The organism is Coriobacteriaceae bacterium (genome assembly GCA_025757745.1).
Classification (GTDB): domain Bacteria; phylum Actinomycetota; class Coriobacteriia; order Coriobacteriales; family Coriobacteriaceae; genus Collinsella.
Window position 1 is genome coordinate 749,963 of record CP107217.1, and the last position, 21,914, is coordinate 771,876.

General features: G+C 59.8%; 20 protein-coding genes. 14 read left to right on the plus strand and 6 right to left on the minus strand.

All coding sequences use genetic code 11. The features are described from left to right. Positions 1 to 93 precede the first annotated feature (93 nt). Positions 94 to 843, minus strand: coding sequence for a glucose 1-dehydrogenase (locus OGM60_03100; GenBank protein ID UYI99795.1), 750 nt, complete (start codon positions 841 to 843; stop codon positions 94 to 96). A 223-nt stretch (positions 844 to 1,066) separates the two neighbouring features. Further along, complete coding sequence (locus OGM60_03105) at positions 1,067 to 2,410, minus strand: homoserine dehydrogenase (GenBank protein UYI99796.1); 1,344 nt, start codon at positions 2,408 to 2,410, stop codon at positions 1,067 to 1,069. A gap of 183 nt (positions 2,411 to 2,593) precedes the next feature. On the opposite strand from OGM60_03105, the gene OGM60_03110 reads away from it, so the two are divergent. From OGM60_03110 to OGM60_03135, 6 genes are all read left to right on the plus strand, one after another. Beyond that, positions 2,594 to 2,947: a hypothetical protein gene (locus OGM60_03110; protein ID UYI99797.1), complete on the plus strand. Its 354-nt coding sequence runs from the start codon at positions 2,594 to 2,596 to the stop codon at positions 2,945 to 2,947. A gap of 269 nt (positions 2,948 to 3,216) precedes the next feature. After that, positions 3,217 to 4,404 carry an ABC transporter substrate-binding protein gene (locus OGM60_03115; GenBank protein ID UYI99798.1) on the plus strand — a complete coding sequence of 396 codons (1,188 nt, stop codon included), beginning with the start codon at positions 3,217 to 3,219 and terminating at the stop codon, positions 4,402 to 4,404. Between the two features lie 139 nt (positions 4,405 to 4,543). Further along, on the plus strand, positions 4,544 to 5,425 hold the full coding sequence (locus OGM60_03120; GenBank protein UYI99799.1) for a branched-chain amino acid ABC transporter permease: 882 nt from the start codon (positions 4,544 to 4,546) through the stop codon (positions 5,423 to 5,425). Positions 5,426 to 5,434: 9 nt separating this feature from the next. Continuing rightward, on the plus strand, positions 5,435 to 6,514 hold the full coding sequence (locus OGM60_03125; GenBank protein UYI99800.1) for a branched-chain amino acid ABC transporter permease: 1,080 nt from the start codon (positions 5,435 to 5,437) through the stop codon (positions 6,512 to 6,514). After that, positions 6,504 to 7,364, plus strand: a complete 861-nt coding sequence (locus OGM60_03130; GenBank protein ID UYI99801.1) for an ABC transporter ATP-binding protein — start codon at positions 6,504 to 6,506, stop codon at positions 7,362 to 7,364. Before OGM60_03125 ends, OGM60_03130 begins: the two co-directional genes overlap by 11 nt. After that, positions 7,365 to 8,078 (plus strand): ABC transporter ATP-binding protein, encoded by a 714-nt coding sequence (locus tag OGM60_03135; protein ID UYI99802.1) that lies wholly within the window; start codon positions 7,365 to 7,367, stop codon positions 8,076 to 8,078. A 302-nt stretch (positions 8,079 to 8,380) separates the two neighbouring features. Here the strand turns inward: OGM60_03135 and OGM60_03140 are convergent, their stop codons facing one another. The 3 genes from OGM60_03140 to OGM60_03150 are packed head-to-tail and all read right to left on the minus strand — an operon-like array spanning position 8,381 to position 9,598. Next, positions 8,381 to 8,644, minus strand: a complete 264-nt coding sequence (locus tag OGM60_03140) for a hypothetical protein (protein UYI99803.1) — start codon at positions 8,642 to 8,644, stop codon at positions 8,381 to 8,383. 14 nt (positions 8,645 to 8,658) lie between these two features. Continuing rightward, positions 8,659 to 9,291 carry a DUF1700 domain-containing protein gene (locus OGM60_03145; protein ID UYI99804.1) on the minus strand — a complete coding sequence of 211 codons (633 nt, stop codon included), beginning with the start codon at positions 9,289 to 9,291 and terminating at the stop codon, positions 8,659 to 8,661. Continuing rightward, complete coding sequence (locus OGM60_03150) at positions 9,278 to 9,598, minus strand: PadR family transcriptional regulator (GenBank protein UYI99805.1); 321 nt, start codon at positions 9,596 to 9,598, stop codon at positions 9,278 to 9,280. Before OGM60_03150 ends, OGM60_03145 begins: the two co-directional genes overlap by 14 nt. Before the next feature lie 306 nt (positions 9,599 to 9,904). On the opposite strand from OGM60_03150, the gene OGM60_03155 reads away from it, so the two are divergent. Next, on the plus strand, positions 9,905 to 10,582 hold the full coding sequence (locus OGM60_03155; protein UYI99806.1) for a copper homeostasis protein CutC: 678 nt from the start codon (positions 9,905 to 9,907) through the stop codon (positions 10,580 to 10,582). A 3-nt stretch (positions 10,583 to 10,585) separates the two neighbouring features. Continuing rightward, positions 10,586 to 11,383 (plus strand): DUF4931 domain-containing protein, encoded by a 798-nt coding sequence (locus OGM60_03160; GenBank protein UYI99807.1) that lies wholly within the window; start codon positions 10,586 to 10,588, stop codon positions 11,381 to 11,383. Positions 11,384 to 11,412: 29 nt separating this feature from the next. Here the strand turns inward: OGM60_03160 and OGM60_03165 are convergent, their stop codons facing one another. Further along, positions 11,413 to 12,411 (minus strand): bile acid:sodium symporter family protein, encoded by a 999-nt coding sequence (locus OGM60_03165; protein ID UYI99808.1) that lies wholly within the window; start codon positions 12,409 to 12,411, stop codon positions 11,413 to 11,415. 275 nt (positions 12,412 to 12,686) lie between these two features. Here OGM60_03165 and recJ point away from each other — a divergent pair, with 275 nt between their 5' ends. From recJ to OGM60_03195, 6 genes are all read left to right on the plus strand, one after another. After that, positions 12,687 to 15,974: a single-stranded-DNA-specific exonuclease RecJ gene (recJ, locus tag OGM60_03170; protein ID UYI99809.1), complete on the plus strand. Its 3,288-nt coding sequence runs from the start codon at positions 12,687 to 12,689 to the stop codon at positions 15,972 to 15,974. 15 nt (positions 15,975 to 15,989) lie between these two features. Next, positions 15,990 to 18,350 carry a bifunctional (p)ppGpp synthetase/guanosine-3',5'-bis(diphosphate) 3'-pyrophosphohydrolase gene (locus OGM60_03175; protein ID UYI99810.1) on the plus strand — a complete coding sequence of 787 codons (2,361 nt, stop codon included), beginning with the start codon at positions 15,990 to 15,992 and terminating at the stop codon, positions 18,348 to 18,350. Positions 18,351 to 18,434: 84 nt separating this feature from the next. Beyond that, positions 18,435 to 19,115, plus strand: coding sequence for an MBL fold metallo-hydrolase (locus tag OGM60_03180; protein UYI99811.1), 681 nt, complete (start codon positions 18,435 to 18,437; stop codon positions 19,113 to 19,115). A 119-nt stretch (positions 19,116 to 19,234) separates the two neighbouring features. Further along, positions 19,235 to 21,163 carry a PRD domain-containing protein gene (locus OGM60_03185; GenBank protein ID UYI99812.1) on the plus strand — a complete coding sequence of 643 codons (1,929 nt, stop codon included), beginning with the start codon at positions 19,235 to 19,237 and terminating at the stop codon, positions 21,161 to 21,163. Positions 21,164 to 21,175: 12 nt separating this feature from the next. Further along, positions 21,176 to 21,496: a PTS lactose/cellobiose transporter subunit IIA gene (locus OGM60_03190; protein UYI99813.1), complete on the plus strand. Its 321-nt coding sequence runs from the start codon at positions 21,176 to 21,178 to the stop codon at positions 21,494 to 21,496. Between the two features lie 63 nt (positions 21,497 to 21,559). Beyond that, positions 21,560 to 21,868, plus strand: coding sequence for a PTS sugar transporter subunit IIB (locus OGM60_03195; protein UYI99814.1), 309 nt, complete (start codon positions 21,560 to 21,562; stop codon positions 21,866 to 21,868). Positions 21,869 to 21,914 lie beyond the last annotated feature (46 nt).

A 21,914-nucleotide genomic window follows, 5' to 3' on the forward strand; every position in this document is an offset into this window, starting at 1 on the left:
CAAATAATAGAAGGCGCGCTGCCTGCGGTTGATGCAGACAGCGCGCCTTTTGCGTTGGGCCTCGTTGAGGTTCGAAGTCGTGGCTTGCGACCTTTAGGAGCGGGCGGCTCCGTCGACGGGGAGCACGGCGCCCGTGACATAGGATGACATGTCGCTCGCTAGGAAAACAAAGGCGTTGGCGACGTCCTCGGGCTCGCCCATGCGGCCGAGCGGAATAGTGGCGATGATGGGCTTAATAACCTCTTCGGGCAGGTTGGCGACCATGTCGGTCTTAGTCACGCCAGGGGCAACGGCGTTGACGCGGATGCCCATGGGGGCGAGCTCGCGCGAGAGCGACTGGACCATGCCGTTGACGGCAAACTTGGACGTGGGGTAACCGACGCCGGAGGGCTGGCCGTACTTGGCGACCATCGAGCTCGTGGTAGTGATGGTGCCGCCGTGACCGGCCTCGGTCATAATCTTGGCGGCCGCCTGGTGACCGTTAAAGACAGCGACGACGTTGAGGTCCATGACTTTGGCGAACTCCTCGGCCGTGTAGTTCAAAAGGGGTGAGCGCTGGGAGATTCCGGCATTGTTGACGACCGTATCGAGACCGCCCATATCGGCTGCAGCCTGGGTAAAGGCCTCGGTCACGGCTTCGAGTGAGGTGAGGTCGCAGGAGCGACCCCAGACCTTGGCGTCGGGATAGACGGCTGTCAGCTTCTCAACGGCCGCATCGGCGGTCTCCTGACGCGAGCCAAAGACGGTGACGGTGGCACCCTCCTCGATAAAGCGGCAGGCGATGGCATAGCCGATACCGCGCGTGCCTCCGGTGATGATTGCTTTCTTGCCCTCGAGCAACATGGTGCCTCCATTCTTCGGGGGTGGACGTACGCAGCACAGGATAGCGGCGGACAAAAGCAAACATGTCTGCTTATCGGTGAGCGGTATCCCTGGTTCACACCGAACGGTCAAATTGTTCAAACGCGGATCGCGTCAATGCGCCCCGAGCGTGCAAATAAAAGGGCTCCCGTCCAAGACCAGACGGGAGCCCTTCGAGCAAATGCGTTGTGGGGTGTAAACCGAACTAGTTGGCCATGACGCCTTCGGTCCAGGCCCCGACGTCCTCGATGCGCAGGACGTTGGCGACCTCGGCCACGCAGTCGACGCTGGCAAGCTCCGCGGCGGCAGCCTGGACGTCCTTCTCGAGTGCGCGGTGCGTCAGGAAGATGACCGAGCAGGCATCGCTGACGCCCGACTTGCCGTCCTCGACCTGGTTGATGAGCGAAATCGAGATGTTGTGCTTGGCAAAGATGTCGACCGTCTCGGACAGGGCACCCACGCGGTCGGCGACCTTCAGGCGCACATAGTACTTGGTCTGGAGCTCGTCCATGGGCTTAAAGGCGAGGTTGTGGCCATAGGGCTCAATCTCGGGCAGCGGAGCCACGCCGCGGCTAATCTGCTCGGAGAGCGACAAGATATCGCCCACGACGGCGCTCGCGGTGGGGAAGGAGCCTGCGCCGGCACCGTAGAACATGGTCTCGCCTACGGCGTCGCCTACCACGTAGACAGCGTTCATGGCGCCGTTGACCTTGGCAAGCATGTGGTCGGCGGGGATCAGCGTGGGATGCACGCGGACGTCGACGCCGGCGTCGGTGTTGCGGGCGATGCCGAGCAGCTTAATGGTGTAGCCGAGCTCGCGGGCCTGGGCGATGTCCTCGGCGCCGATGGTACGGATACCCTGCTGGTACACATCGTCGGTGGTAACGCGGGTGCCAAAACCGATGGAGGCGAGGATTGCCGTCTTGCTGGCGGCATCGAAGCCGTCGACGTCGGCGGACGGGTCGGCCTCGGCATAGCCCTTGGCCTGCGCGTCGGCGAGCACGTCGGCGTAATCGGCGCCCTCGGCGTCCATGCGCGACAGGATATAGTTGGTGGTACCGTTGAGAATGCCTGCGATGGTCAGGATCTTGTTGCCCACCAGGTCGTGCTCGAGCGTGCTGACAATGGGGATGCCACCGCCGCAGCTGGCCTCGCACTTAATCTGCACGCCGCACGCGCGTGCCTTCTCGGCGAGCGTCTCGACATGACGGCCCAACAGGGCCTTGTTGGCAGAGACGACGTGCTTGCCGTTCTCGAAGGCGGTGGTGAAGATCTCGGTCGCGGGGTGCTCGCCGCCGATCAGCTCGACGACGATGTCGACGGCGGGGTCGGTGACGACGTCGTGCCAGTCACTCGTAAAGGCCTCACGCTCAATACCGGCTGCCTCGGCCTGCTCCCAGGCAAGCGCGCAGGCGCGGGTTAGCTTAAGGTCGATGCCGTAGGCGGCCAGGTACTCATCGTGGTGGCTCTTAATCAGACGGGCCACGCCGCCGCCGACGGTTCCCAGACCGATGAGGCCGACGTTCACGGTGCGCAGGGGTTCGCTCATAGATAGCTCCTTCGTGCATCTTATAGATTGATTGGTCAAGTAATGTTGAGTGCATTCTAGCGTGAACCGAGGGCGCGTGCTCGCCAGGCAACAGGAGTCGCACAAAACGGCACCCCCGAAACGCTGCGGAAACATTGGAAACATGCTCGCTACAAACGGAACTCCGTAACAAACTGTCAACGTTTGCACCATAAGGTTTGCTTTACCGACCCCACCATGGGCACGAGCGCCGCTAAGTATTTGGCCGAGAAGTACGCGGATGCCAAGACCGCCCTGTTCTACAACTCCGGCGATACGTATGGCTCGGGCGTTGCCGATGCCTTTGCCGGGCAGGCCAAGGCATCCAAGCTCGACATCGTCGATACCGAGACCTTTAAGGACGATTCCGCCACGTGCTTTACCAATCAGCTCACCAAGGCTATGCGCAAGATCAAGATCGAGGGCCTGACGGGCGAGCTCACGTGGAACGACGAGGGCCAGGTCGAAAAGCCCGCTACGGCCTATGTGATTCAGGACGGCAAGTACATCTCCGCCTAAGTGCATATAACGAGACCGGTGGGGTCGTTATATTCAGGGCAAGGGCGCTTGTAACAGAACAGAAACATTACTTTCACATAATAAAGTGGCTAAACTGCATAAATCGATAGGAATACGCACAAAGATGGATAAATGGACAAAACAAAAGAAAAGTTGAAATAATCGCCACTTTTCTCAACTAAAGCGTCTACTATTTTGCGAACGCCGAACACGGCGAAGGATGGCCTGTCGGGTAACCGAAACCCGACGAGATTTGAGAGGAGAGCCGCATGTCGAGCCTCACCGGTAAGTCATTGAACCCTGTTATGAATCGCAGGAGCGTTATCGCGAGCGCAGCAGGTCTAGGGGCGATGTCCATTCTAGCTGGCTGCTCCTCCAACGGCGGCGACAGCGGTTCCGCGTCGGCCGACGGTTCCTTTAAGATCGGCACCATCGGACCGCTGACCGGCGCCAACGCGTCCTACGGCAAGTCCGTTACCCAGGGCGTCGAGCTTGGCTGCAAGGATTTCTCGACCAAGGAGCTGCCGCTTGCCAGCAAGGCCGAAGATGACCAGGCCGATGGCGAGAAGGCCGTCAACGCCTTCAACACCCTGCTCGACTGGGGCATGCAGGCCCTCGTCGGCCCGACCACCACGGGTGCGTCGGTTGCCGTTGCCGCAGAGTGCGGTAACGACCCCAAGACGTTCATGATCACCCCGTCCGCGTCCTCCGAGGACGTCACCGACGGCAAGGATTGCGTCTTCCAGGTTTGCTTCACCGACCCCAACCAGGGTGTCAACGCTGCCAAGTTCCTGGCGCAGAAGTATGCGGACGAGAAGTTCGTGCTGTTCTATAACTCCGGCGACGCCTATTCTTCGGGCATCGCAGATTCCTTTAAGGCCCAGGCCGCTGAGTCCAAGCTCGAGATTGTCGACGAGGAGACCTTTAAGGACGACTCCGCCACGAGCTTTACCAACCAGCTGACCAAAGCCAAGCAGGCCGGCGCCACCATGATCTTTGCGCCGATCTACTACACGCCGGCGTCCGTCCTGCTCAAGAACGCCAAGGACATGGGCTACGACGTCAAGATGATGGGCTGCGACGGCATGGACGGCATCTTGGGCGTTGAGGGCTTCGACACCTCTCTTGCCGAGGGTCTGCTGCTCATGACCCCGTTCTCCGCCGACGACGAGAAGAACGCCGACTTCGTCAACGCCTACAAGGATAAGTACGGCGATACTCCCGACCAGTTTGCCGCCGACGCCTACGACGGCGTGCACGCGGTGGCCGAGGCCGTCAAGGAGGCCGGTCTTGGTGCCGACGCCGACCCGACCGAGGTCGCCGAGAAGCTGTCCAAGGCTATGCTCAAGATTACCGTTGACGGTCTGACCGGCAAGCTCACCTGGAACGATAAGGGCCAGGTCCAGAAGGAGCCCACGGCGTACGTCATCACCGACGGCAAGTACGTACAGGCCTAATAGGCCGCCTTACATAGAGCGGTTTTGATCCCAAGCAGGGGAGGTTTTGGCCTTCCCTGCTTGCTTGGTATCTAGGGACGATGTAACGTCCCTGTTTCATACATCAACTGGAAACCTATTCGAAAGGGGGATGTGGAACATGACGGTCTTTATCCAATACCTGGTCAACGGCCTGTCCATGGGCAGTGTCTACGCCATCATCGCGTTGGGCTACACCATGGTCTACGGTATCGCCAAGATGCTCAACTTCGCTCACGGCGATGTCATCATGGTCGGTGCCTATGTCTCGTTCTGCGCCACGTCGTATCTCGGCCTCCCGGGCTGGGCATCTGTAGTTCTCTCTTGTGTGGTCTGCACGGTTCTCGGTGTTCTCATCGAGGGCCTGGCATACAAGCCGCTGCGCCAGGCGGGTCCGCTGGCCGTTCTGATTACGGCTATCGGTGTGTCCTACTTCCTGCAGAATGCCGCACAGCTTCTGTGGGGCGCCACGCCCAAGAACTTCACTTCGCTCGTCACCTTCCAGGTGCCGGAGTTCTTGGCCAAGTTCAACGTAAGCGCCGTCTCGCTCGTTACCATCGTCGCCTGCTTGGTTATCATGGCCGGCTTGATGTTCTTTACAGGTAAGACCAAGATGGGCAAGGCCATGCGCGCCGTGTCCGAGGACAAGGCCGCCGCTCAGCTCATGGGCATCAACGTCAACCGCACCATCTCGATGACGTTCGCCATCGGCTCCGCCCTTGCCGCCATCGCCGGTGTGCTCCTGTGCTCCTACTCGCCGGTGCTGCAGCCTACGACGGGCGCCATGCCTGGCATCAAGGCCTTCGACGCCGCCGTCTTCGGTGGCATCGGCTCCATCCCCGGCGCCTTTGTCGGCGGCATTCTCATCGGCATCATCGAGGCGATGGCGCAGGCTTACATTTCCACGAGCCTTGCCAACTCCATCGTCTTTGGTGTTTTGATCATCGTCCTGCTCGTCAAGCCTGCCGGCCTCTTGGGCAAGTACGTCCCCGAGAAGGTGTAGGTGAGCGCTATGAAGTTTCTTAAAGACAAGCAGACGCGTCACGATTTTGTCACGTACGCCATGTGCCTTGTGGCGTTCGCCATTGTGTTCTTTATGCAGTCTAACCACATGATTCCGCGCATGATCGCCGGTCAGCTGGTTCCCATCACGGCCTATATCGTCATGGCCATTTCCCTTAACCTTGTCGTCGGCATCGCGGGCGACTTGTCGCTGGGCCACGCGGGCTTTATGAGCGTCGGTGCCTATACGGGCATCGTTACCGCGGTCGCCCTCGAGAGCGCCGTTCCCTCCGACCCGATGCGTCTTGTCATCAGCATTGTGGTCGGCGCTATCGCCGCTGCCATTCTGGGCTTCCTGATTGGTATCCCGGTCCTGCGCCTGAGCGGCGACTACCTGGCCATCGTGACCTTGGCCTTTGGCGAGATTATCAAAGAGATCGTCACCTGCCTCATTGTGGGCGTCGACTCCCGTGGCCTGCATGTGATCTTTAACATCACGGGTAACTCCACGATCGACGACCTGCACCTGCTCGAGGACGGCACCGCCATCATCAAGGGGGCCCAGGGCGCCTCGGGCGTGTCGACGTACTCGACCTTCCTTGCCGGTGCCATCTTGGTCATGGTCGCACTCGTGATCGTGCTTAACCTGGTTCGCAGCCGTACCGGCCGTGCCATTATGGCCGTGCGCGATAACAAGATTGCAGCCGAGTCCGTAGGCATCTCCGTCACCGAGTACCGCATGATCGCCTTCGTGGTTTCCGCGGCCCTCGCCGGTGCTGCCGGAGCTCTCTTCGGCGGCAACTTCTCGCAGCTCTCCGCCACCAAGTTCGACTTCAACACGTCCATCCTCATCCTGGTGTTCGTGGTCCTGGGTGGTCTGGGCAATATGCGCGGCTCCGTCATCGCGGCGGCGTTGCTCACGGTGCTTCCCGAGCTGCTCCGTCAGTTCTCGGACTACCGCATGCTCATCTACGCCATCGTGCTGATCCTGGTCATGATCTTTACCAACAACCCGCAGCTCAAGGCTTTCTTCGGTCGCGTCAAGGATCGCTTTGCTTCCAAGAAGGAGGTGGCAGCTGATGCCCAGTAAATTTGAGTTCAACAAGGGCAAGATGGTTCCGTATCCTTCTGGCGCCATCGTTCCCGACCGCGACCTGGGCGAGCGCCCGGCGCTCGAGTGCATCCACCTGGGTATTGAGTTCGGTGGCCTTAAGGCAGTCGATGACTTTAGCCTGACTATCGGCAAGACCGAGATCGCCGGTCTGATCGGCCCCAACGGTGCCGGCAAGACCACGGTCTTCAACCTGCTCACCAAGGTGTATCAGCCCACGCACGGTACCATCCTGCTCGACGGTGAGGACACCTCGGGCAAGTCGGTCTATCAGGTCAACCGCATGGGTATTGCCCGTACCTTCCAGAACATTCGCCTGTTCAACACCATGACGGTGGAGGACAACGTTAAGGTCGGTCTGCACAACCAGGAGCGCTACTCCGGTTTTGAGGGCGTGCTACGCCTGCCGACGTACTGGAAGCACGAGAAGGCCGCCCACGAGCGCGCCATGGAGTTGCTGTCCATCTTTGATATGGAGCACCTGGCAAACGAGCAGGCTGGCTCGCTGCCTTATGGCGCCCAGCGTCGTCTGGAGATCGTCCGCGCGCTTGCCACTAACCCCAAGCTGCTACTGCTCGACGAGCCTGCCGCCGGTATGAACCCGTCCGAGACCGCGGAGCTCATGGAGAACATCGTCAAGATTCGCGACACCTTTGGCATTGCCATCATGCTTATCGAGCATGACATGTCGCTCGTCATGAACATCTGCGAGGGCATCTGCGTGCTCAACTTTGGTAAGGTCATCGCCAAGGGCACGGCCGAGGAGATCCAGAACAACGACGCCGTTATCGAGGCGTATCTGGGCAAGCAGGATAAGGGGGAGAACTAAATGGCAGAGCCGATGCTTTCCGTCTACAACATCAACGTCTGGTACGGCGCCATCCACGCCATCAAGGACATCTCCTTTAACGTCAACGAGGGTGAGATCGTTGCCTTGATCGGTGCCAACGGCGCCGGTAAGTCCACGACGCTTAAAACCGTCTCGGGCCTGCTGCGTTCCAAGACCGGCTCCATCAAGTTTATGGGCGAGGACATTACCCATACGCCCGCCGACAAGCTGGTGGGCAAGGGCTTGGCCCAGGTGCCCGAGGGCCGTCGCGCCTTTTTGCAAATGACGGTCGAGGAGAACCTGGAGATGGGCGCCTATACACAGCCCAAGTCTACGGTGGCTCCGGGCCTCGAGCGCGTCTACGAGCAGTTCCCGCGCCTTAAGGAGCGCCGTCGCCAGGTCGCTGGCACCCTTTCGGGCGGCGAGCAGCAGATGCTCGTTATGGGTCGTGCCCTTATGAGCAACCCCAAGCTGCTCATGCTCGACGAGCCTTCCATGGGCCTGGCGCCGATTCTGATTGAGCAGATCTTCCAGATCGTCGAGGACCTGCACAAGGCCGGTACTACGGTGCTCCTGGTCGAGCAGAACGCGCAGATGGCGCTTTCGATTGCTACGCGCGGCTACGTGCTCGAGACCGGCAAGATCACCATGACCGGCACGGGCCAAGAACTCCTGCACGACGATAACGTCCGCAAGGCATATCTGGGCGGCTAGGAGGTTCCGCCGTTCTACCGAACGGCGGACCAGTCGACGCTGCGCGGGCACCAGAACGACAACTTATCATTCAAAGAGGACGGCATGACCAGAAGGTCTATGCCGTCCTCTTTTCATGCCAATTTATTCGCTCTGGTGCCGCTGTCCGTCCTCTGCCTGCGGCGTTGGGGTAGTCGTTGGGGACGTTCTTGAATGACTAGTCGTCTAAGAACGTCCCCAATGACTAGGTCAAAAGGCCCCGAGCGCGGCGTGCTCACGCCCGTCGTGGTGTGCCCGAAGGGGGATGGCTGCTACGAGCTCGATCATTTGCGAGGAGAAGACGAACCAGTCGTTGCAGATCCAATATGGATCTCGCCAACCTCGGCAAGCTGCTCGATGAGTGGAAGCCCTGCCGGGTCGTCTATTTCAACACCACCCAGAATGATGGTGTCATCGCGCAGGTCGATCTGTGTGTTGAACACAGCGAGGTTAAAGCCGGAGGCTACAAATCCGATAGCAGCCAGGACGAGCCCCGTGGCAACAAGCCCACCCGCTACGGCAAGGTAAATCTTTTTTACGCTGGACATGTCTGCACTCCTTCCTATGCCGTAAGCGGCGCCGCTTCAGCGCCCCTGCGGCTCTTATTGCCTCGATCTTTCCAGAAGGGCGAAACGGCTTTCTTCGCCCAAAGGGCAGAGAGGCGCGCGATCTGCTTGGACGCCGTCCAGGCACCGGCTCCCGCGAGGAGCGCCACACCGATGGAAGCGAATCCCATTCCCATCGAGGTTAAAACGTACGGAACATGCCCGATAATGATGCCGTCCACGGTGAACAGGAGCCCCACCACGCCCGCGCCCCCGAATGCCGCGGCCACGATCCACACGCAGAGCGCAAGAACCCAAATGCAGATGTAGACTGTAGCGGCAACGGCGACGAACGCGAGCAGCAGCGGAATCCATACCGGAGAACCCACGATGGCGAGCGCCCATAGAAGCGCCGTGCTCTTGCGCTTGGTCCTCGCAATTGCGCGCGGCACGGCGGGCAGTTCGTCGAGCGTTGCCTCGGCGACCTCATCGAGCGTGCCCATGGCGGCCACAGCCTCGGCCTCCGTCATGCCGTCCTCCATACGGTCGGCGATGACCTCCGCGTAGAACTCCTGCGTTTCCTTTACCTGATCTGCCGGCAGGCAGGCCAGAAGCTCGCCCAGCCGGTTCAAGAACTCATCGCGCGTCATGGTGCGCCCCCTTCACGTAACGGTAGATCTCCTGCACGGATGGCCATTCGGCTAGGAACTCGGCGATACGCTCATGCCCGGTGTCCGTGATGCGGTAGTACCTTCGCAGCCGCCCGTTGTGCTCGGCGGAGCGCGCCGTGATGCACCCCGCCTTCTCCAGGCGCTTGAGCAACGGATAGAGCGTGGACTCCGTGAGCCCCATGCTCGCGGGCACGTCCTTCACGATCTGATAGCCGTAGGATTCCTCGCCCGAGACGGCCGCGAGCACGCAGGCCTCGAGGAAGCCGCGCTTCATCTGTGCCTCCATCCGCACACCTCCTTTCGTAGTATACTGTGCAACACCTACTATATGACACATAGTATATGATGTCAACAGTTGTCGTAGTCGTTGGGGACGTTCTTGAATGACTAGTCGTTTAAGAACGTCCCCAACGACTACTTCTATACAGCAAAAAGGGGTGCTGACCATTTCGGTCGGCACCCCTTTAAGTTGCGGTGAAATAGGGACTAAATGAGGGCATCGGAGGTCAAAAGAGTCCCTATTCCACCGCAACTTCATGGGGGCATGCGACAATGCCATCGGAAAACGTTTGCCATCCTTGGGGGCCTATCTATGCTGTACGAGTTTTGTGCCGAGAACTTTGAGCGGGTGCCGGCGGCCATTGCGGCCGGTGCGGGACGCATTGAGCTGTGCGACAACCTTGCCGTCGGTGGTACCACGCCCTCGGCCGGCGCTATCAGCGCTACGACCAACTATGCCCACGAGCACGATGCACGGGTGATGTGCATGATCCGTCCGCGTGGCGGCGATTTTCACTACAACCAGGACGAGCTGCGCATGATGGAGATGGACTTGGGCCTTGCCGTAAGCGCCGGCGTTGACGGCTTGGTCTTTGGCTGCTGCAAACCCTGTGCTGGCGGATGGGCACTCGACGAGCTCATGCTTGGCGCCCTCGTGATGGCTGCGGGCTGCGCGACCGAGGAGTGCAAGCGCGAGCCTGTCGACATTACCTTCCATATGGCATTTGACCAGCTTTCGCCCGAGGCTCAGCTCGATGCCATCGACACGCTTGTCGAGTGCGGCGTTACGCGCATCCTGACGCACGGTGGTGCGGCCGGCACGCCGATTGAGGACAACCTGGAGCACCTGTCGCGTCTTGTCGAGTATGCGGGCGACCGCCTGACCATCCTTCCCGGCGGCGGCATTTCTACGGACAACCGCGATACCGTGGCGGCGGCATTGAGCGTCTCCGAGCTCCATGGCACCAAGATCGTGCCGCTGGAGGCGTAACCCGTGGCGCTGGTATTTGACGTTCAGCAGGCGAACGGTAAGCCCGACGACAACCGGCGCCCTGGCACCGCGTGCCCCTTTTGCGATACCGAGGAACTTGCCGATATCATCCAGCGCGACGGCGACTGCATCTGGCTCGAGAATAAGTTCAAAACCCTGCGCGCCACCCGTCAAACCGTGCTGATCGAGTCGGCCGACCACGACGCAGACCTGGCGACCTATGAGCCGGATGAACTCCACCATGTGATGCGGTTTGCCCTGGGTTGCTGGCAGCAAATGATCGATTCACAGCAGTATCGAAGCGTGCTCATGTACAAGAACAAGGGCCGGCTCTCGGGCGGTAGTCTCGTTCATCCTCACATGCAGATTGTGGGTTTGGAGCAGGAAGACGGCTATGCTTCGCTGACTTCTGCCAATTTTGAAGGCATCAATGTCTGGCAACAGGGGAGAATCTCGGTCAACATCTCAACCGAGCCAATCATGGGATTCTTCGAGGTCAACGTCTCGGCTCCGCAGGGAATCGCCGCCAGCGATGACACGAGAGACCAAGCCGAGACGGACCTCTTCGCCGATGCGATTCAGGTGGCCCTGCGCTATATCCTGAACGAGCACCATGGTGGTCGCGCAGAGTCGTACAACTTGTTTTTCTATCACTTGGGCGGTCGGACCATTGCCAAGGCGCTTCCGCGTTGGGTGGTTTCGCCTTACTTTGTCGGCTATCGTTTGGCCCAGGTCAATGCCGAGACCACGCTCGATATCGATGCCGAGCGCCTGCGCGCGCATCTGGAAACGCTCGTATAGCAAGACTAGCCCCGCGTAATGCGGACAGTCTAGCGCGCCATGGCGTCGCGGCCGGCCTCGACCCGCTTGCGCTGGGCGGCGCGCTCCTCGCCGGTCAGACGTTCAAAGAGATGTCCGATAACCGAGGCGAGCACCTGCTGAAACAGCGTGCCGCACATGACGGGGAACACGACCTCGCCGGGAAAATACTGTGTGGCGATGACGGCGCCCGAAGAGATATTGCGCATGCCGCAGGTAAAGCACATGGTGGTCGTCTCGCTATACGGCAGGTGCAACGCGCGGGCGACCAGAATGCCCACGACAAAACCGCTGATGGCGAACACCAGAATAAAGAGGGCGACTTCAAGGCGCACCGCGTTCATGTGTAGCACGTACTCGCTCATGGCGGTGGAGTTGGACGCGATGACGCCCATCATCATAAATTTGCAGGCGGGCGAGAGCGCGGGGGAGAGCTTATCGTGCCCCCATCCGCGCGTAAGTTCGTTGATTACAATGCCGAGGATGGCGGGGATGGCGATCATAAAGGCCATGTTCTGCATCATGCTCGGAACATCGATTACGACGGTGGCGCCCAGCAGGAGCTTGAGCGTGAGCGGAATCGTCACAGGCGAGATAACCGAAGACGTCAGGATGATGGTAAGTGCGAGCGGGCCGTTGCCGCCGAACATGCCAATCCACATAAAGGCAGTGACTGCCACGGGTACGCTGTACTCGAGCACGATGCCGCAGACAAGGTTGGGGTTGGAGCCAAAGAACAGCGAGCCCATGACATACGCCGCGATGGGGATGAGCACGGCCGAGACAAATAACGCCAACATCAGATGCAGGGGACGGCGGAACACCTCAGCTACCTGGTGGAAGGTGTTACTGAGCGCGCCTTGGAACGTCATAAAGGCAAACAGGGTGGGAACGATGGGCTTGAGGACGCCGATCTGCTGAGGAAAGAACACGCCGAGCGCCACGCAAATCGGAACGATGACCTGCATGTGCCCCGCGAGAAACTTGCCCAGTCCAACCCATTGCTTCATATGCTCTTGTGACTCCCTTTGCCCGTGAATCCGTTATGAATGGATATGCTAGACGCTCGCATGCGTCCGTGCGCCAGAAACGTTCGATTATTTCGAGGCTATTACTGCCCTCGTTTATCGAAACCACGGCGTGCTGGACGTTGTGCGTCCGCGCTGCACGGTATAATAAATCCGTTCAACAGATCTGCCTGCCGAAGCGGGCATACACAGAGGACTCATCGCTATGAACCGTGAGAGGTATCGCGGCGACCTGCCCCTATCGGGGGTGGGCGCCTATGTCATCGCTTAAGACGACGCATCGCTGGGCGGTCGCTCAGCAAAACCCCGAGCTCGAAAAGGAGCTTTCGACTGGCCTGGGCATACCCGGGCTGGTGGCGCGCATTATGGTTGCGCACGGCATTGCATCCATCGAAGAAGGCCAGCTGTTTTTGACGCCTTCGCTCAATCGCGACTGGGCCGACCCACTCATTATCCCGGGCATGGCGGTCGTTGCCGACCGCGTCGAGCGCGCTATTCGCAACCACGAGCACATCGCGGTCTTTGGCGATTTTGACGTCGACGGCATTACGTCGACTTGTCTGTTGACCGAGGCGCTACGTTCGTTTGGCGCCAACGTCACGCCGTTTATTCCGCATCGCTTTGACGAGGGCTACGGCCTGTCGCGTGCGGCGCTCGACCGCGTCAACGAGCTCGCCCAACCCAACCTGATCGTGACCGTCGATAACGGCATTGCCGCCAAGGAGGAGGTCTCCTATCTGGAGAGCCTGGGGATCGATTTGGTGGTCACGGACCATCACGAGCCGTCCGACCAGGTGCCGCAGGGCGTGCCCCTGACCGACCCCAAGCTCGAGGACGAGGGTCCCTCGCGCGAGCTTGCCGGTGCCGGTGTGGCGCTCAAGCTGGTGCAGGTCCTGGGCGAGCGTTTGGGCAAGCCGTCGTATTGGCGTTCGCTGATCGAGGTCGCGGCGCTGGGCACCGTGTCCGACATGATGCCGCTCACGCCCGAGAATCGCGCACTGGTCGCCGAGGGCATCCAACAGATGCGCGTGACGGCCCGTCCCGGCTATATCGCGCTTGCCGCACTTGCCAAGGCCGACCTTTCTACCATTACGGCCGACGGCCTGTCGTTTTCGCTCATCCCTCGTCTGAATGCTGCCGGCCGCATGGCTGATCCCAAGCTGGCGCTCGACCTGCTGCTTGCCCGCGATCCTATCGAGGCAAGTGCACTGGCAGCCGAGCTCGAGGAAATCAACCGTCAGCGCCGCGAGATCGAGGCGGAGCTCACACGCGACGCCATGGCAAAGGTCGAGGAGACCTATGACGGCGGTCGCGCAATCGTCGTGGGTGGCGAGGGCTGGCACGAGGGCGTCAAGGGTATCGTAGCGAGCCGCCTGACCAACCGTTATCACGTGCCGGCGCTGCTCTTCTCGATTGAGGACGGCGTTGCGCGCGGATCGGGTCGCTCGGTGGGCAAGGTCAACCTGTTCGACGCCGTCGAGCGTTGTTCCGACCTGCTGATTCGTCGCGGCGGACATGCCGGTGCGGTGGGTGTGACCATCGAGGCATCCAAGCTCGATGAGTTCCGCCGCCGCCTTTCCGCCGTGCTATCGGAGCTTCCCGCCGAGGACTTTGAAGACACCGACGAGGTCGCCGCCACCGTCGACCTTTCCGAGCTGAATATCGAGACCATCGAGCAGATCTCCCGTCTTGAGCCGTTTGGCCAGGGCAACAAGGTGCCGCTGCTGGCTGCCGAGGGCGTGACGATGTGCGACCGCGCCGTGGTGGGCAAAACCGGCGAGCACATGCGCTTTGTGGCGACCGATGGCGCCGCGAGTGTGCCGGCCATTATGTTCCGCGTGCCGCAAATCGATAAGCTCATCAACTGCGATAGCGCTGTCGACTTGGTGTTCGAGGCCGTTGCCGAGCATTGGCAGGGGCGTGTGAAGCCCAAGCTCATGATCAAGGATGTTCTGGTCCGCGATACCGCGCTGCCCAGCGTCGACGATCCGGCATGCGAGCTTCGTCGTGGCGTGCAGCCGGCGGATTCCGGCCTGCGCCTGGAGTCGCGTAAGCGCGAGACGCTCGCCCAGCTTTCCTATACCGAGCTCACGCGCTCGCTTATCCATAGCTTTATCGGATCGAACCAGCCGCACCGCGCGCAGGTTGAGGCGCTCGATGCCTTGGCCGACCACCAGAGCGTCTTGGCCGTTATGGGAACGGGCCGCGGCAAGTCTCTCATCTTCCATGTACATGCTGCGCGCGAGGCTGTCCTTCGCGGACGTGCGAGCATCTTTGTCTATCCGCTGCGTGCGCTTGTTGCCGACCAGGCCTATCACCTCTCGTCGACGATGGCAGCGCTTGGCATTGGCGTTGGCGTGCTGACCGGCGAGACCGTGGAGGCCGCACGCGATGATGTGTTCGCCGGCCTAGCTTCGGGCCGCACCGGTATCGTGCTCACGACGCCCGAGTTCCTATCTATCCACCGTGACCGCTTCGCGCGTTCGGGCCGCATCGGCTTTGTCGTTATCGATGAGGCGCACCACGCCGGCCTTGCCAAGGGCGGCGACCGCAGCGCCTATCTCGACATGCCCGATATCCTCAAAGCCCTGGGCGACCCGGTTGTTATGGCTGCGACGGCCACCGCGACGGCTCCGGTCGTGGCCGAGCTTGCCCGCATGCTGCCGATTACTCGCACGGTGGTCGACGAGACGGTGCGCGAGAACCTGCAGCTCGAGGACGACCGCGACCTTGCGAGCCGCGAGAACCGTTTGGTGTCGATCGTGGCGACGGGGGAGAAGACCGTCATTTACGTCAATTCGCGCGACCAGTCCGTGGCGCTCGCCAAGACGTTGCGCAAGCGTGTGCCCGATTGCGCAACCCATATCGCGTTCTATAACGCGGGGCTTGCGCGCTCCGATCGCCGCCGCGTGGAGGAAGCATTCCGAGACGGAAGCCTCAGCTGCATCGTCTCGACCTCTGCCTTTGGCGAGGGCGTCAACCTTCCCGATATTCGCCATGTCGTGCTCTATCACATGCCGTTTGGCGCGATTGAGTTTAACCAGATGAGTGGCCGCGCCGGTCGCGATGGACAGCCCGCCGTGATTCACCTGCTCTATTCGTCGCGCGACGCCCGCATTAACGAGCGCCTACTCGACTGCTATGCGCCCGAGCGCGACGAGCTCGTCACGCTCTATCGCGCGCTGCAAACCATGTGGCGCTCCAACCGCGGCAAGACCGGGGACGATTCCTTTAGCGCGAGCGATATCGACATCGCGCAGATGTGCCTTGCCATCGATGCCCGCACGCCGGTCGACGAGCGCTCGGTGGAAAGTGGCCTGGGAATCTTCGAAGAGCTTGGCTTCTGTCGCGTTTCGGGGTTTGACGACACCCGTCGCATCGCGATGGCCGAAAACCCCGGCCGTGTGCAATTGAGCAGGTCAATTCGCTATTTGGAGGGCTTGCGTTCGCGCATGGAGTTCTCGGCTTTCCGGAGTTGGGCGCTCGATTCGTGCGCTTCTGATATGCTAGCCAAAGTTAACCGCCCGATCGTACCGCGGGCCTAGGGGAAGGGGACCTCGATGGATGCCGCAGCCCGTACCGCCCATGATTCCGCCCTCCAGCCGTTCTCGGAGATGGAGCACTATAAGCATGCCGATGAGCTGCCGCCCGAGATTATGGCGGACAGCTACGACAAGCTGGAGCGCCTGTGCCTCAAATATATGAATGAGGACGACTTTTCTAAGGTGGAGCAGGCCTATTGCTTTGCTGCCGAGAAGCACTGCAACCAAAAGCGCCGCTCGGGTGAGATGTACATCAACCATCCCGTCGAGGTGGCCATCATTTTGGCCGATCTCAAGATGGACTGTGACGTGGTGTGCGCCGCGCTGCTACACGATACCGTCGAGGATACCGAGACCTCGCTTGCCGATGTTTCCGACCTGTTTGGCGATACGGTGGCCGAGCTCGTCGATGGCGTGACCAAGCTCACCAACATCGAAGTCGACAGCATGGACGAGAAACAGGCCCTCACGCTGCGCAAGATGTTCCTCGCCATGTCCAAGGACATCCGCGTCATCATCGTTAAGCTTGCCGACCGTCTGCACAACATGCGAACGCTGGCAGCCCTGCGCGAGGATCGTCGCCTGTTTAAGGCGCGCGAGACCATGGACGTGTACGCGCCCTTGGCCGACCGCCTGGGCATGAGCTCTATTAAGTGGGAACTCGAGGACCTGTCCTTCTTCTACCTGGAGCCCGATGCCTACCAGCGCATCGCGCGCATGGTGGCTGAGTCGCGCGAGGTCCGCGAGCGCTACCTTGCCGAGACCATCAAGACGCTTACCGATGAGCTCAACCGCATTGGTCTAGAGGACTTCCAGATCAACGGCCGTTCCAAGCACTATTGGTCCATCTACCAAAAGATGAAGCGCAAGGGCAAGGAATTCTCCGAGATCTACGACCTGGTGGCACTGCGCGTCATCACGCATTCGGTGCGCGATTGCTACTCCACGCTCGGTGCGGTGCATACGCTGTGGCACCCCATGCCCGGGCGCTTTAAAGACTATATCGCCATGCCCAAGGTCAATAACTACCAGTCGCTCCACACGACGGTTATCGGCCCCACGGCTCGTCCGCTCGAGATTCAGATTCGTACCTACGAGATGCACGAGCAGGCCGAGTACGGTATTGCCGCCCACTGGCTCTATAAGAAGTCGGGCGGATCGTCTGCGTCTAAGACCAATGATGCCCAGCGTCTGGACGACCAGATTAACTGGCTCAAACATTCGCTCGATTGGGCTGCGTCTGATGAGATCACCGACGCCAAGGAATACCTGCATTCGCTGAAGGTCGATCTGTTCGATCAGGAGATCTTCGTCTTTACGCCCAAGGGCGAGGTCATGGCGCTTCGTGCCGGCTCCACGCCGCTCGACTTTGCCTATGCCGTTCACACCGAGGTGGGCAACCACTGCGTCGGCGCTAAGATCAACGGTGCGGTGGCCCCGCTCACGCACGAGATCAAGACGGGCGATCGCGTTGAAATCCTGACCAACAAGAGTTCCAAGCCGTCGCGCGATTGGCTCAAGATCGTTAAGACACCTTCCGCCAAGTCAAAGATCCGCCGCTATTTTGCCGCTGCGACCAAGGACGACGACGCTGCTGCTGGTCGCGATATGCTGGCCAAGGACCTGCGTAAGCGCGGGTATGGCATTTCTACGCCGCGTTCGACGCGTGCGCTCAACGCCGTGGCGGAGCAGTTTAACTTCAAGCAGCTCGAGGACCTGTTTGCCGCCGTCGGCGCCGGCAAGGTTGCCCCGCGCGCTGTGGGCAATAAGGTCGAGCAAATCTTGGACCCCAAGCCCGAGGAAAAGCTCACCAAGGCCGAGGCTATCGCCGAGGTCGTGAAGCAGCCTGCTCGCGGCTCCAACCGCAAGCCGCAAAAGCGCGGCAAGAGCGCCAGTAACGGCATTATCGTCAAGGGCGAGAGCAACAGCGGCCTACTGGTCCGTCTGGCTCATTGCTGCAACCCCGTGACGGGCGACGACATCGTCGGCTTCATCACGCGCGGTCGTGGCGTTTCGGTGCATCGCGCCAACTGTCCCAACGTCAAGGGTCTTATGGAGCATCCCGAGCGCATGATCGACGTGGAGTGGGACGGCGCTGCCGACACCCTCTTCCAGGTCGAGATCGTGGTCGAGTGCCTGGACCGCATGGGCCTTCTCAAGGATGTCACCATTGCCATTGGCGATGCGGGCGGCAATATCCTTTCTGCCGCCACGTCGACCAACCGCGAGGGTATTGCGACCCTGCGCTTTATGGTCGAGATCTCGGACGCGAGTGGTCTGGATCCGCTGCTGGCCTCCATCAGCAGCGTTGACTCGGTCTACGACGCGCGCCGCCTGATGCCCGGTGAGGGTGGAGCCCAGCTTAAGCGCCGCGTTTAGTCGCGACGAACGTGCCACATTATCGATATTCGCTACGCTCGAGGCATCGTTTGATGCCTCGAGTTCTATAGAGAGGAGAGGGACATGAGTGCTGTGTCCTTGGATTTAACTCCCAAGGGATCGGTCGAGATTGAGACGCTCGTAAACGGTCCCATTCAGACCAATAGCTATGCTGTTATTTCGGACAATGAGTGCGTGATTATCGACCCCGCATGGGAAGGCGAGCGTTTGGTGGAACATATTCGAGCCGAGCATCCCGATGTGCAGGTGCTCGGCGCCATTTGCACGCACGGTCACGCCGACCATGTTGGCGGTGTCGCTGAAGTTCGGGCCGCCGTTGGCGCCGACGCCCTGTACGAGCTGTGTGGCAAGGACGCAGCAGTGCCGCATGCGAATATCGAGGAGCAGCGAGCGATGTGGGGCATCGAGACGCCCGATCCAGGTGAGCCGACGCGGCTGCTTGCCGAGGGCGACACCATTGAGCTGGGCGACATTTGCCTGCAGGTAATTGAGGTGCCCGGGCATACGCCGGGCGGGATCGTCTTGTTCGCCGCCACCGAGCAGGGGAACATTGCCTTTGTGGGCGACACCCTATTCCCGGGCAGCCACGGCCGCACCGATCTTGCCGGTGGCGACGAGGCAGCGATTCTGCGCTCGCTCTCCAAGCTCGCCCACATGCTTCCACCCGATACCGTTTGTTTGACTGGCCACGGTCCCTCGACCACTATGGCGCGTGAACTCATGTGCAACCCGTTCATGCGCTAGACAGTTTCCGTTTCCACCCAAGAGACTTCCGACTTCTGGGGAAATCGAGATTGTGGAACACCTTTCATAAACCTTGTATCTTTCTAATTGTCGGATAGATACGGGGAGGTGAAACGCTGGTGTTAGATTCACAGGTTCAAAAAGTACTTGACTACATAGAGGCTAATCACGATGTTTCGCCCGCTCGTCTTTGCGAAGAGTTTGGCGTGAGCGATCGCACGATTCGTACTTATGTCAAGAAGCTCAACGCTGTCCTCGAGCCTCAGGCCCATATCCATAAACACCGTGGCGGGGGTTATACCCTCAATATCAGCGATTGCGACGCATACCGCTCGATCAAGGACGATGCATCCAATGGGGGTCTCAAGTCAATTCCCTCTACGAGCGAGGGACGCGTTGAGTACTTGCTGAACGACCTGTTGAGTCGCGTCGACTGGATCACCCTGGACGATCTTTCGGAGATCCTCTATGTATCCCGCAATGCTATTTCAGGCGATCTCAAGCGGGTTGAGGCACAGCTGGCCAAGTTCGATCTCAAGCTTGAACGGCGTCCTCATTACGGGATTCGCGTGAGCGGCTCGGAGATGTCGCGTCGCCTCTGCTTGGCAAGCATTACGCTCGACAAGCTTGCAGAGCATCGTGAGAGCGATTCTCAGAACCAGGTGACCCTCGACACGATTGCCACCTGTGTGAATGAGGTCATTGCCGAGGAAGGCTTCCAAATCAACTCAGCGGCCTATCAAAACTTGCTGGTTCATATCGCGGTCGCCATTTGGCGAATCCGCGAGCAGTGCTACGTCCCGCTCGAAGCCGAACATATTGAGAAGCTGCGTACAGCGCGCGAGTTTGCGGTGGCCGGTTGTGTGGCTTTGCGTATCGAGAAAGCTTTCGACATTCGGCTCCCAGAGGAGGAGGTTGCCTACATCGCCATTCACCTTGCGGGAAAGCAATCTCTGTATGCTAGTTCCGACGGTGCAGATGAAGGTCTCGTAATTTCCGACGAGGTTTGGGATGTGGTCACTGAGATGCTCGAGTGCATCTGGGATTCCTATCACTTTGATTTTCGCGGCGATCTTGAGCTCCGCATGAACCTCGCGCGTCATATCGTTCCGCTTGCCGTGCGTCTCAAATATCGCATGCATATCGATAATCCGCTGCTTGCCGATATCAAGGAGAGATTCGCGCTCGCGTATTCGATGGCACTCGATTCGTCGGTCATCCTTGCCGAGCACTACGGTAGTCGTCTTTCGGATGACGAGATCGGCTATATCGCACTCGCCTTCGCCTTGGCGCTTGAGCGCCAGAAGAGCGAGGTCCCGCGTAAGAATATCCTCGTAGTGTGCGCGAGCGGACAGGGAAGCGCCAAGCTCCTTGAGTACCGATACCGCCAAGAGTTCGGTGCTCTCGTGGACAAGATTGTGACCTGCGATGCCTCCCATGTCGACAGTATTGATATGACGGGTATCGATTACGTTTTTACCACGGTGCCCCTGCATCGAGCGCTTCCGGTGCCCGTGCGCGAGGTGAGCTTCTTTCTCGATGCCGATGATATGCACGATGTTCGTGAGATTCTTGCCGGTGCAAATGTTACCGGTGACCTTGCACCTTATTTTTCGGCTGACCTTTTTGTCTCCGATATGGTCGCTGCAGACAAGAACGAGGTCATCTCAATTCTATGCGAGCAGGTCGCCGCCATGCGTAACGTGCCTGACGAGTTTAAGCAGCTGGTCATGCGTCGCGAGGAACTCGCGCAGACGAGTTTTGGCAATCAGGTCGCCATGCCCCATTCGGTCAAGGCCGTGACGGACGAGACGTTTGTTTGCGTTGGACTGCTGCGCGAGCCGGTCGAATGGAACGGGCAAGCGGTGCGGGCGGTCTTTCTAGTATCAGTCTCAAAGGCTAAGGACAAGAAGCTTGACCGTTTCTACCGCAGTATGGCCAAGATGCTTACCAGCAAAGAGGCTATCCAGGAGCTTGTCGACAACCAACGATGGGAGACCGTCGTCAAGCTTTTGAATATGTATGGAAAAACAGACAACAACGAGTAGAAGGAGACACCGATGGACGAGAGCAAATATGAAAATGCCCTTCAAATCATCCTGCATGCGGGCAACGCCAAGTCCGCCGCGCTCATGGCAATCGACGCCGCCCATGATGGCGATTTCGAAGAGGCCGAGAAACAGCTCGCCGAGGCGCAGTCCGAGATGAGCGCTGCCCACAAGATGCAGTTCGAGCTCACTCAGGCTGAAGCGAACGGCAATACCGTCGATATCAACATCATCTTGATCCATGCCGAAGACCATCTGACGATGGCCATCATGGCGAGTGATTTTGCCGAGCGCTTTATCGAGCTTTATCGCGATAAGTACGAGGGCAAGTAGCCCTAAAATACCGAGTTTGGTCAATCGGGCGCCCAAGATGAGCGCTTTTGAAAGGAGTCCGTTATGAACATCATGTTGGCTTGCTGTGCTGGTATGAGCACCTCGCTCGTTGTGAGCAAGATGGAGGAGGCCGCTAAGGCCCAGGGCAAGGATGATTACAAGATTTGGGCCGTCGAGCAAGGCCAGGTTGCCGAGGAACTCGGAAACTTTGACGTTTTGCTGCTTGGCCCGCAGGTCCGCCATCTTCAGCGCAAGCTCACCAAAGTCGTTGACGGCAAAGCTCCCGTTGCCGTAATCGATCCGGTTGCCTACGGCAGCTGCGATGGCGCCAAGGTCCTCAAGCAGGCGGAGGACCTGGTCGCCAAGGCATAAGGGCTCAATAGCCCAAAATCGCCGCTGTGCGACTAGCACTCGACAG

What these genes read in the sequence shown, in the direction of transcription:
- recJ (UYI99809.1), top strand. Translation starts at nt 12,687, where the DNA reads ATGTCATCGCTTAAGACGACGCATCGCTGGGCGGTCGCTCAGCAAAAC.
- OGM60_03100 (UYI99795.1), bottom strand. Translation starts at nt 843, where the DNA reads ATGTTGCTCGAGGGCAAGAAAGCAATCATCACCGGAGGCACGCGCGGT.
- OGM60_03150 (UYI99805.1), bottom strand. Translation starts at nt 9,598, where the DNA reads ATGGAGGCACAGATGAAGCGCGGCTTCCTCGAGGCCTGCGTGCTCGCG.
- OGM60_03130 (UYI99801.1), top strand. Translation starts at nt 6,504, where the DNA reads ATGCCCAGTAAATTTGAGTTCAACAAGGGCAAGATGGTTCCGTATCCT.
- OGM60_03115 (UYI99798.1), top strand. Translation starts at nt 3,217, where the DNA reads ATGTCGAGCCTCACCGGTAAGTCATTGAACCCTGTTATGAATCGCAGG.
- OGM60_03175 (UYI99810.1), top strand. Translation starts at nt 15,990, where the DNA reads ATGGATGCCGCAGCCCGTACCGCCCATGATTCCGCCCTCCAGCCGTTC.
- OGM60_03135 (UYI99802.1), top strand. Translation starts at nt 7,365, where the DNA reads ATGGCAGAGCCGATGCTTTCCGTCTACAACATCAACGTCTGGTACGGC.
- OGM60_03145 (UYI99804.1), bottom strand. Translation starts at nt 9,291, where the DNA reads ATGACGCGCGATGAGTTCTTGAACCGGCTGGGCGAGCTTCTGGCCTGC.
- OGM60_03180 (UYI99811.1), top strand. Translation starts at nt 18,435, where the DNA reads ATGAGTGCTGTGTCCTTGGATTTAACTCCCAAGGGATCGGTCGAGATT.
- OGM60_03165 (UYI99808.1), bottom strand. Translation starts at nt 12,411, where the DNA reads ATGAAGCAATGGGTTGGACTGGGCAAGTTTCTCGCGGGGCACATGCAG.
- OGM60_03120 (UYI99799.1), top strand. Translation starts at nt 4,544, where the DNA reads ATGACGGTCTTTATCCAATACCTGGTCAACGGCCTGTCCATGGGCAGT.
- OGM60_03105 (UYI99796.1), bottom strand. Translation starts at nt 2,410, where the DNA reads ATGAGCGAACCCCTGCGCACCGTGAACGTCGGCCTCATCGGTCTGGGA.
- OGM60_03190 (UYI99813.1), top strand. Translation starts at nt 21,176, where the DNA reads ATGGACGAGAGCAAATATGAAAATGCCCTTCAAATCATCCTGCATGCG.
- OGM60_03125 (UYI99800.1), top strand. Translation starts at nt 5,435, where the DNA reads ATGAAGTTTCTTAAAGACAAGCAGACGCGTCACGATTTTGTCACGTAC.
- OGM60_03195 (UYI99814.1), top strand. Translation starts at nt 21,560, where the DNA reads ATGAACATCATGTTGGCTTGCTGTGCTGGTATGAGCACCTCGCTCGTT.
- OGM60_03140 (UYI99803.1), bottom strand. Translation starts at nt 8,644, where the DNA reads ATGTCCAGCGTAAAAAAGATTTACCTTGCCGTAGCGGGTGGGCTTGTT.
- OGM60_03155 (UYI99806.1), top strand. Translation starts at nt 9,905, where the DNA reads ATGCTGTACGAGTTTTGTGCCGAGAACTTTGAGCGGGTGCCGGCGGCC.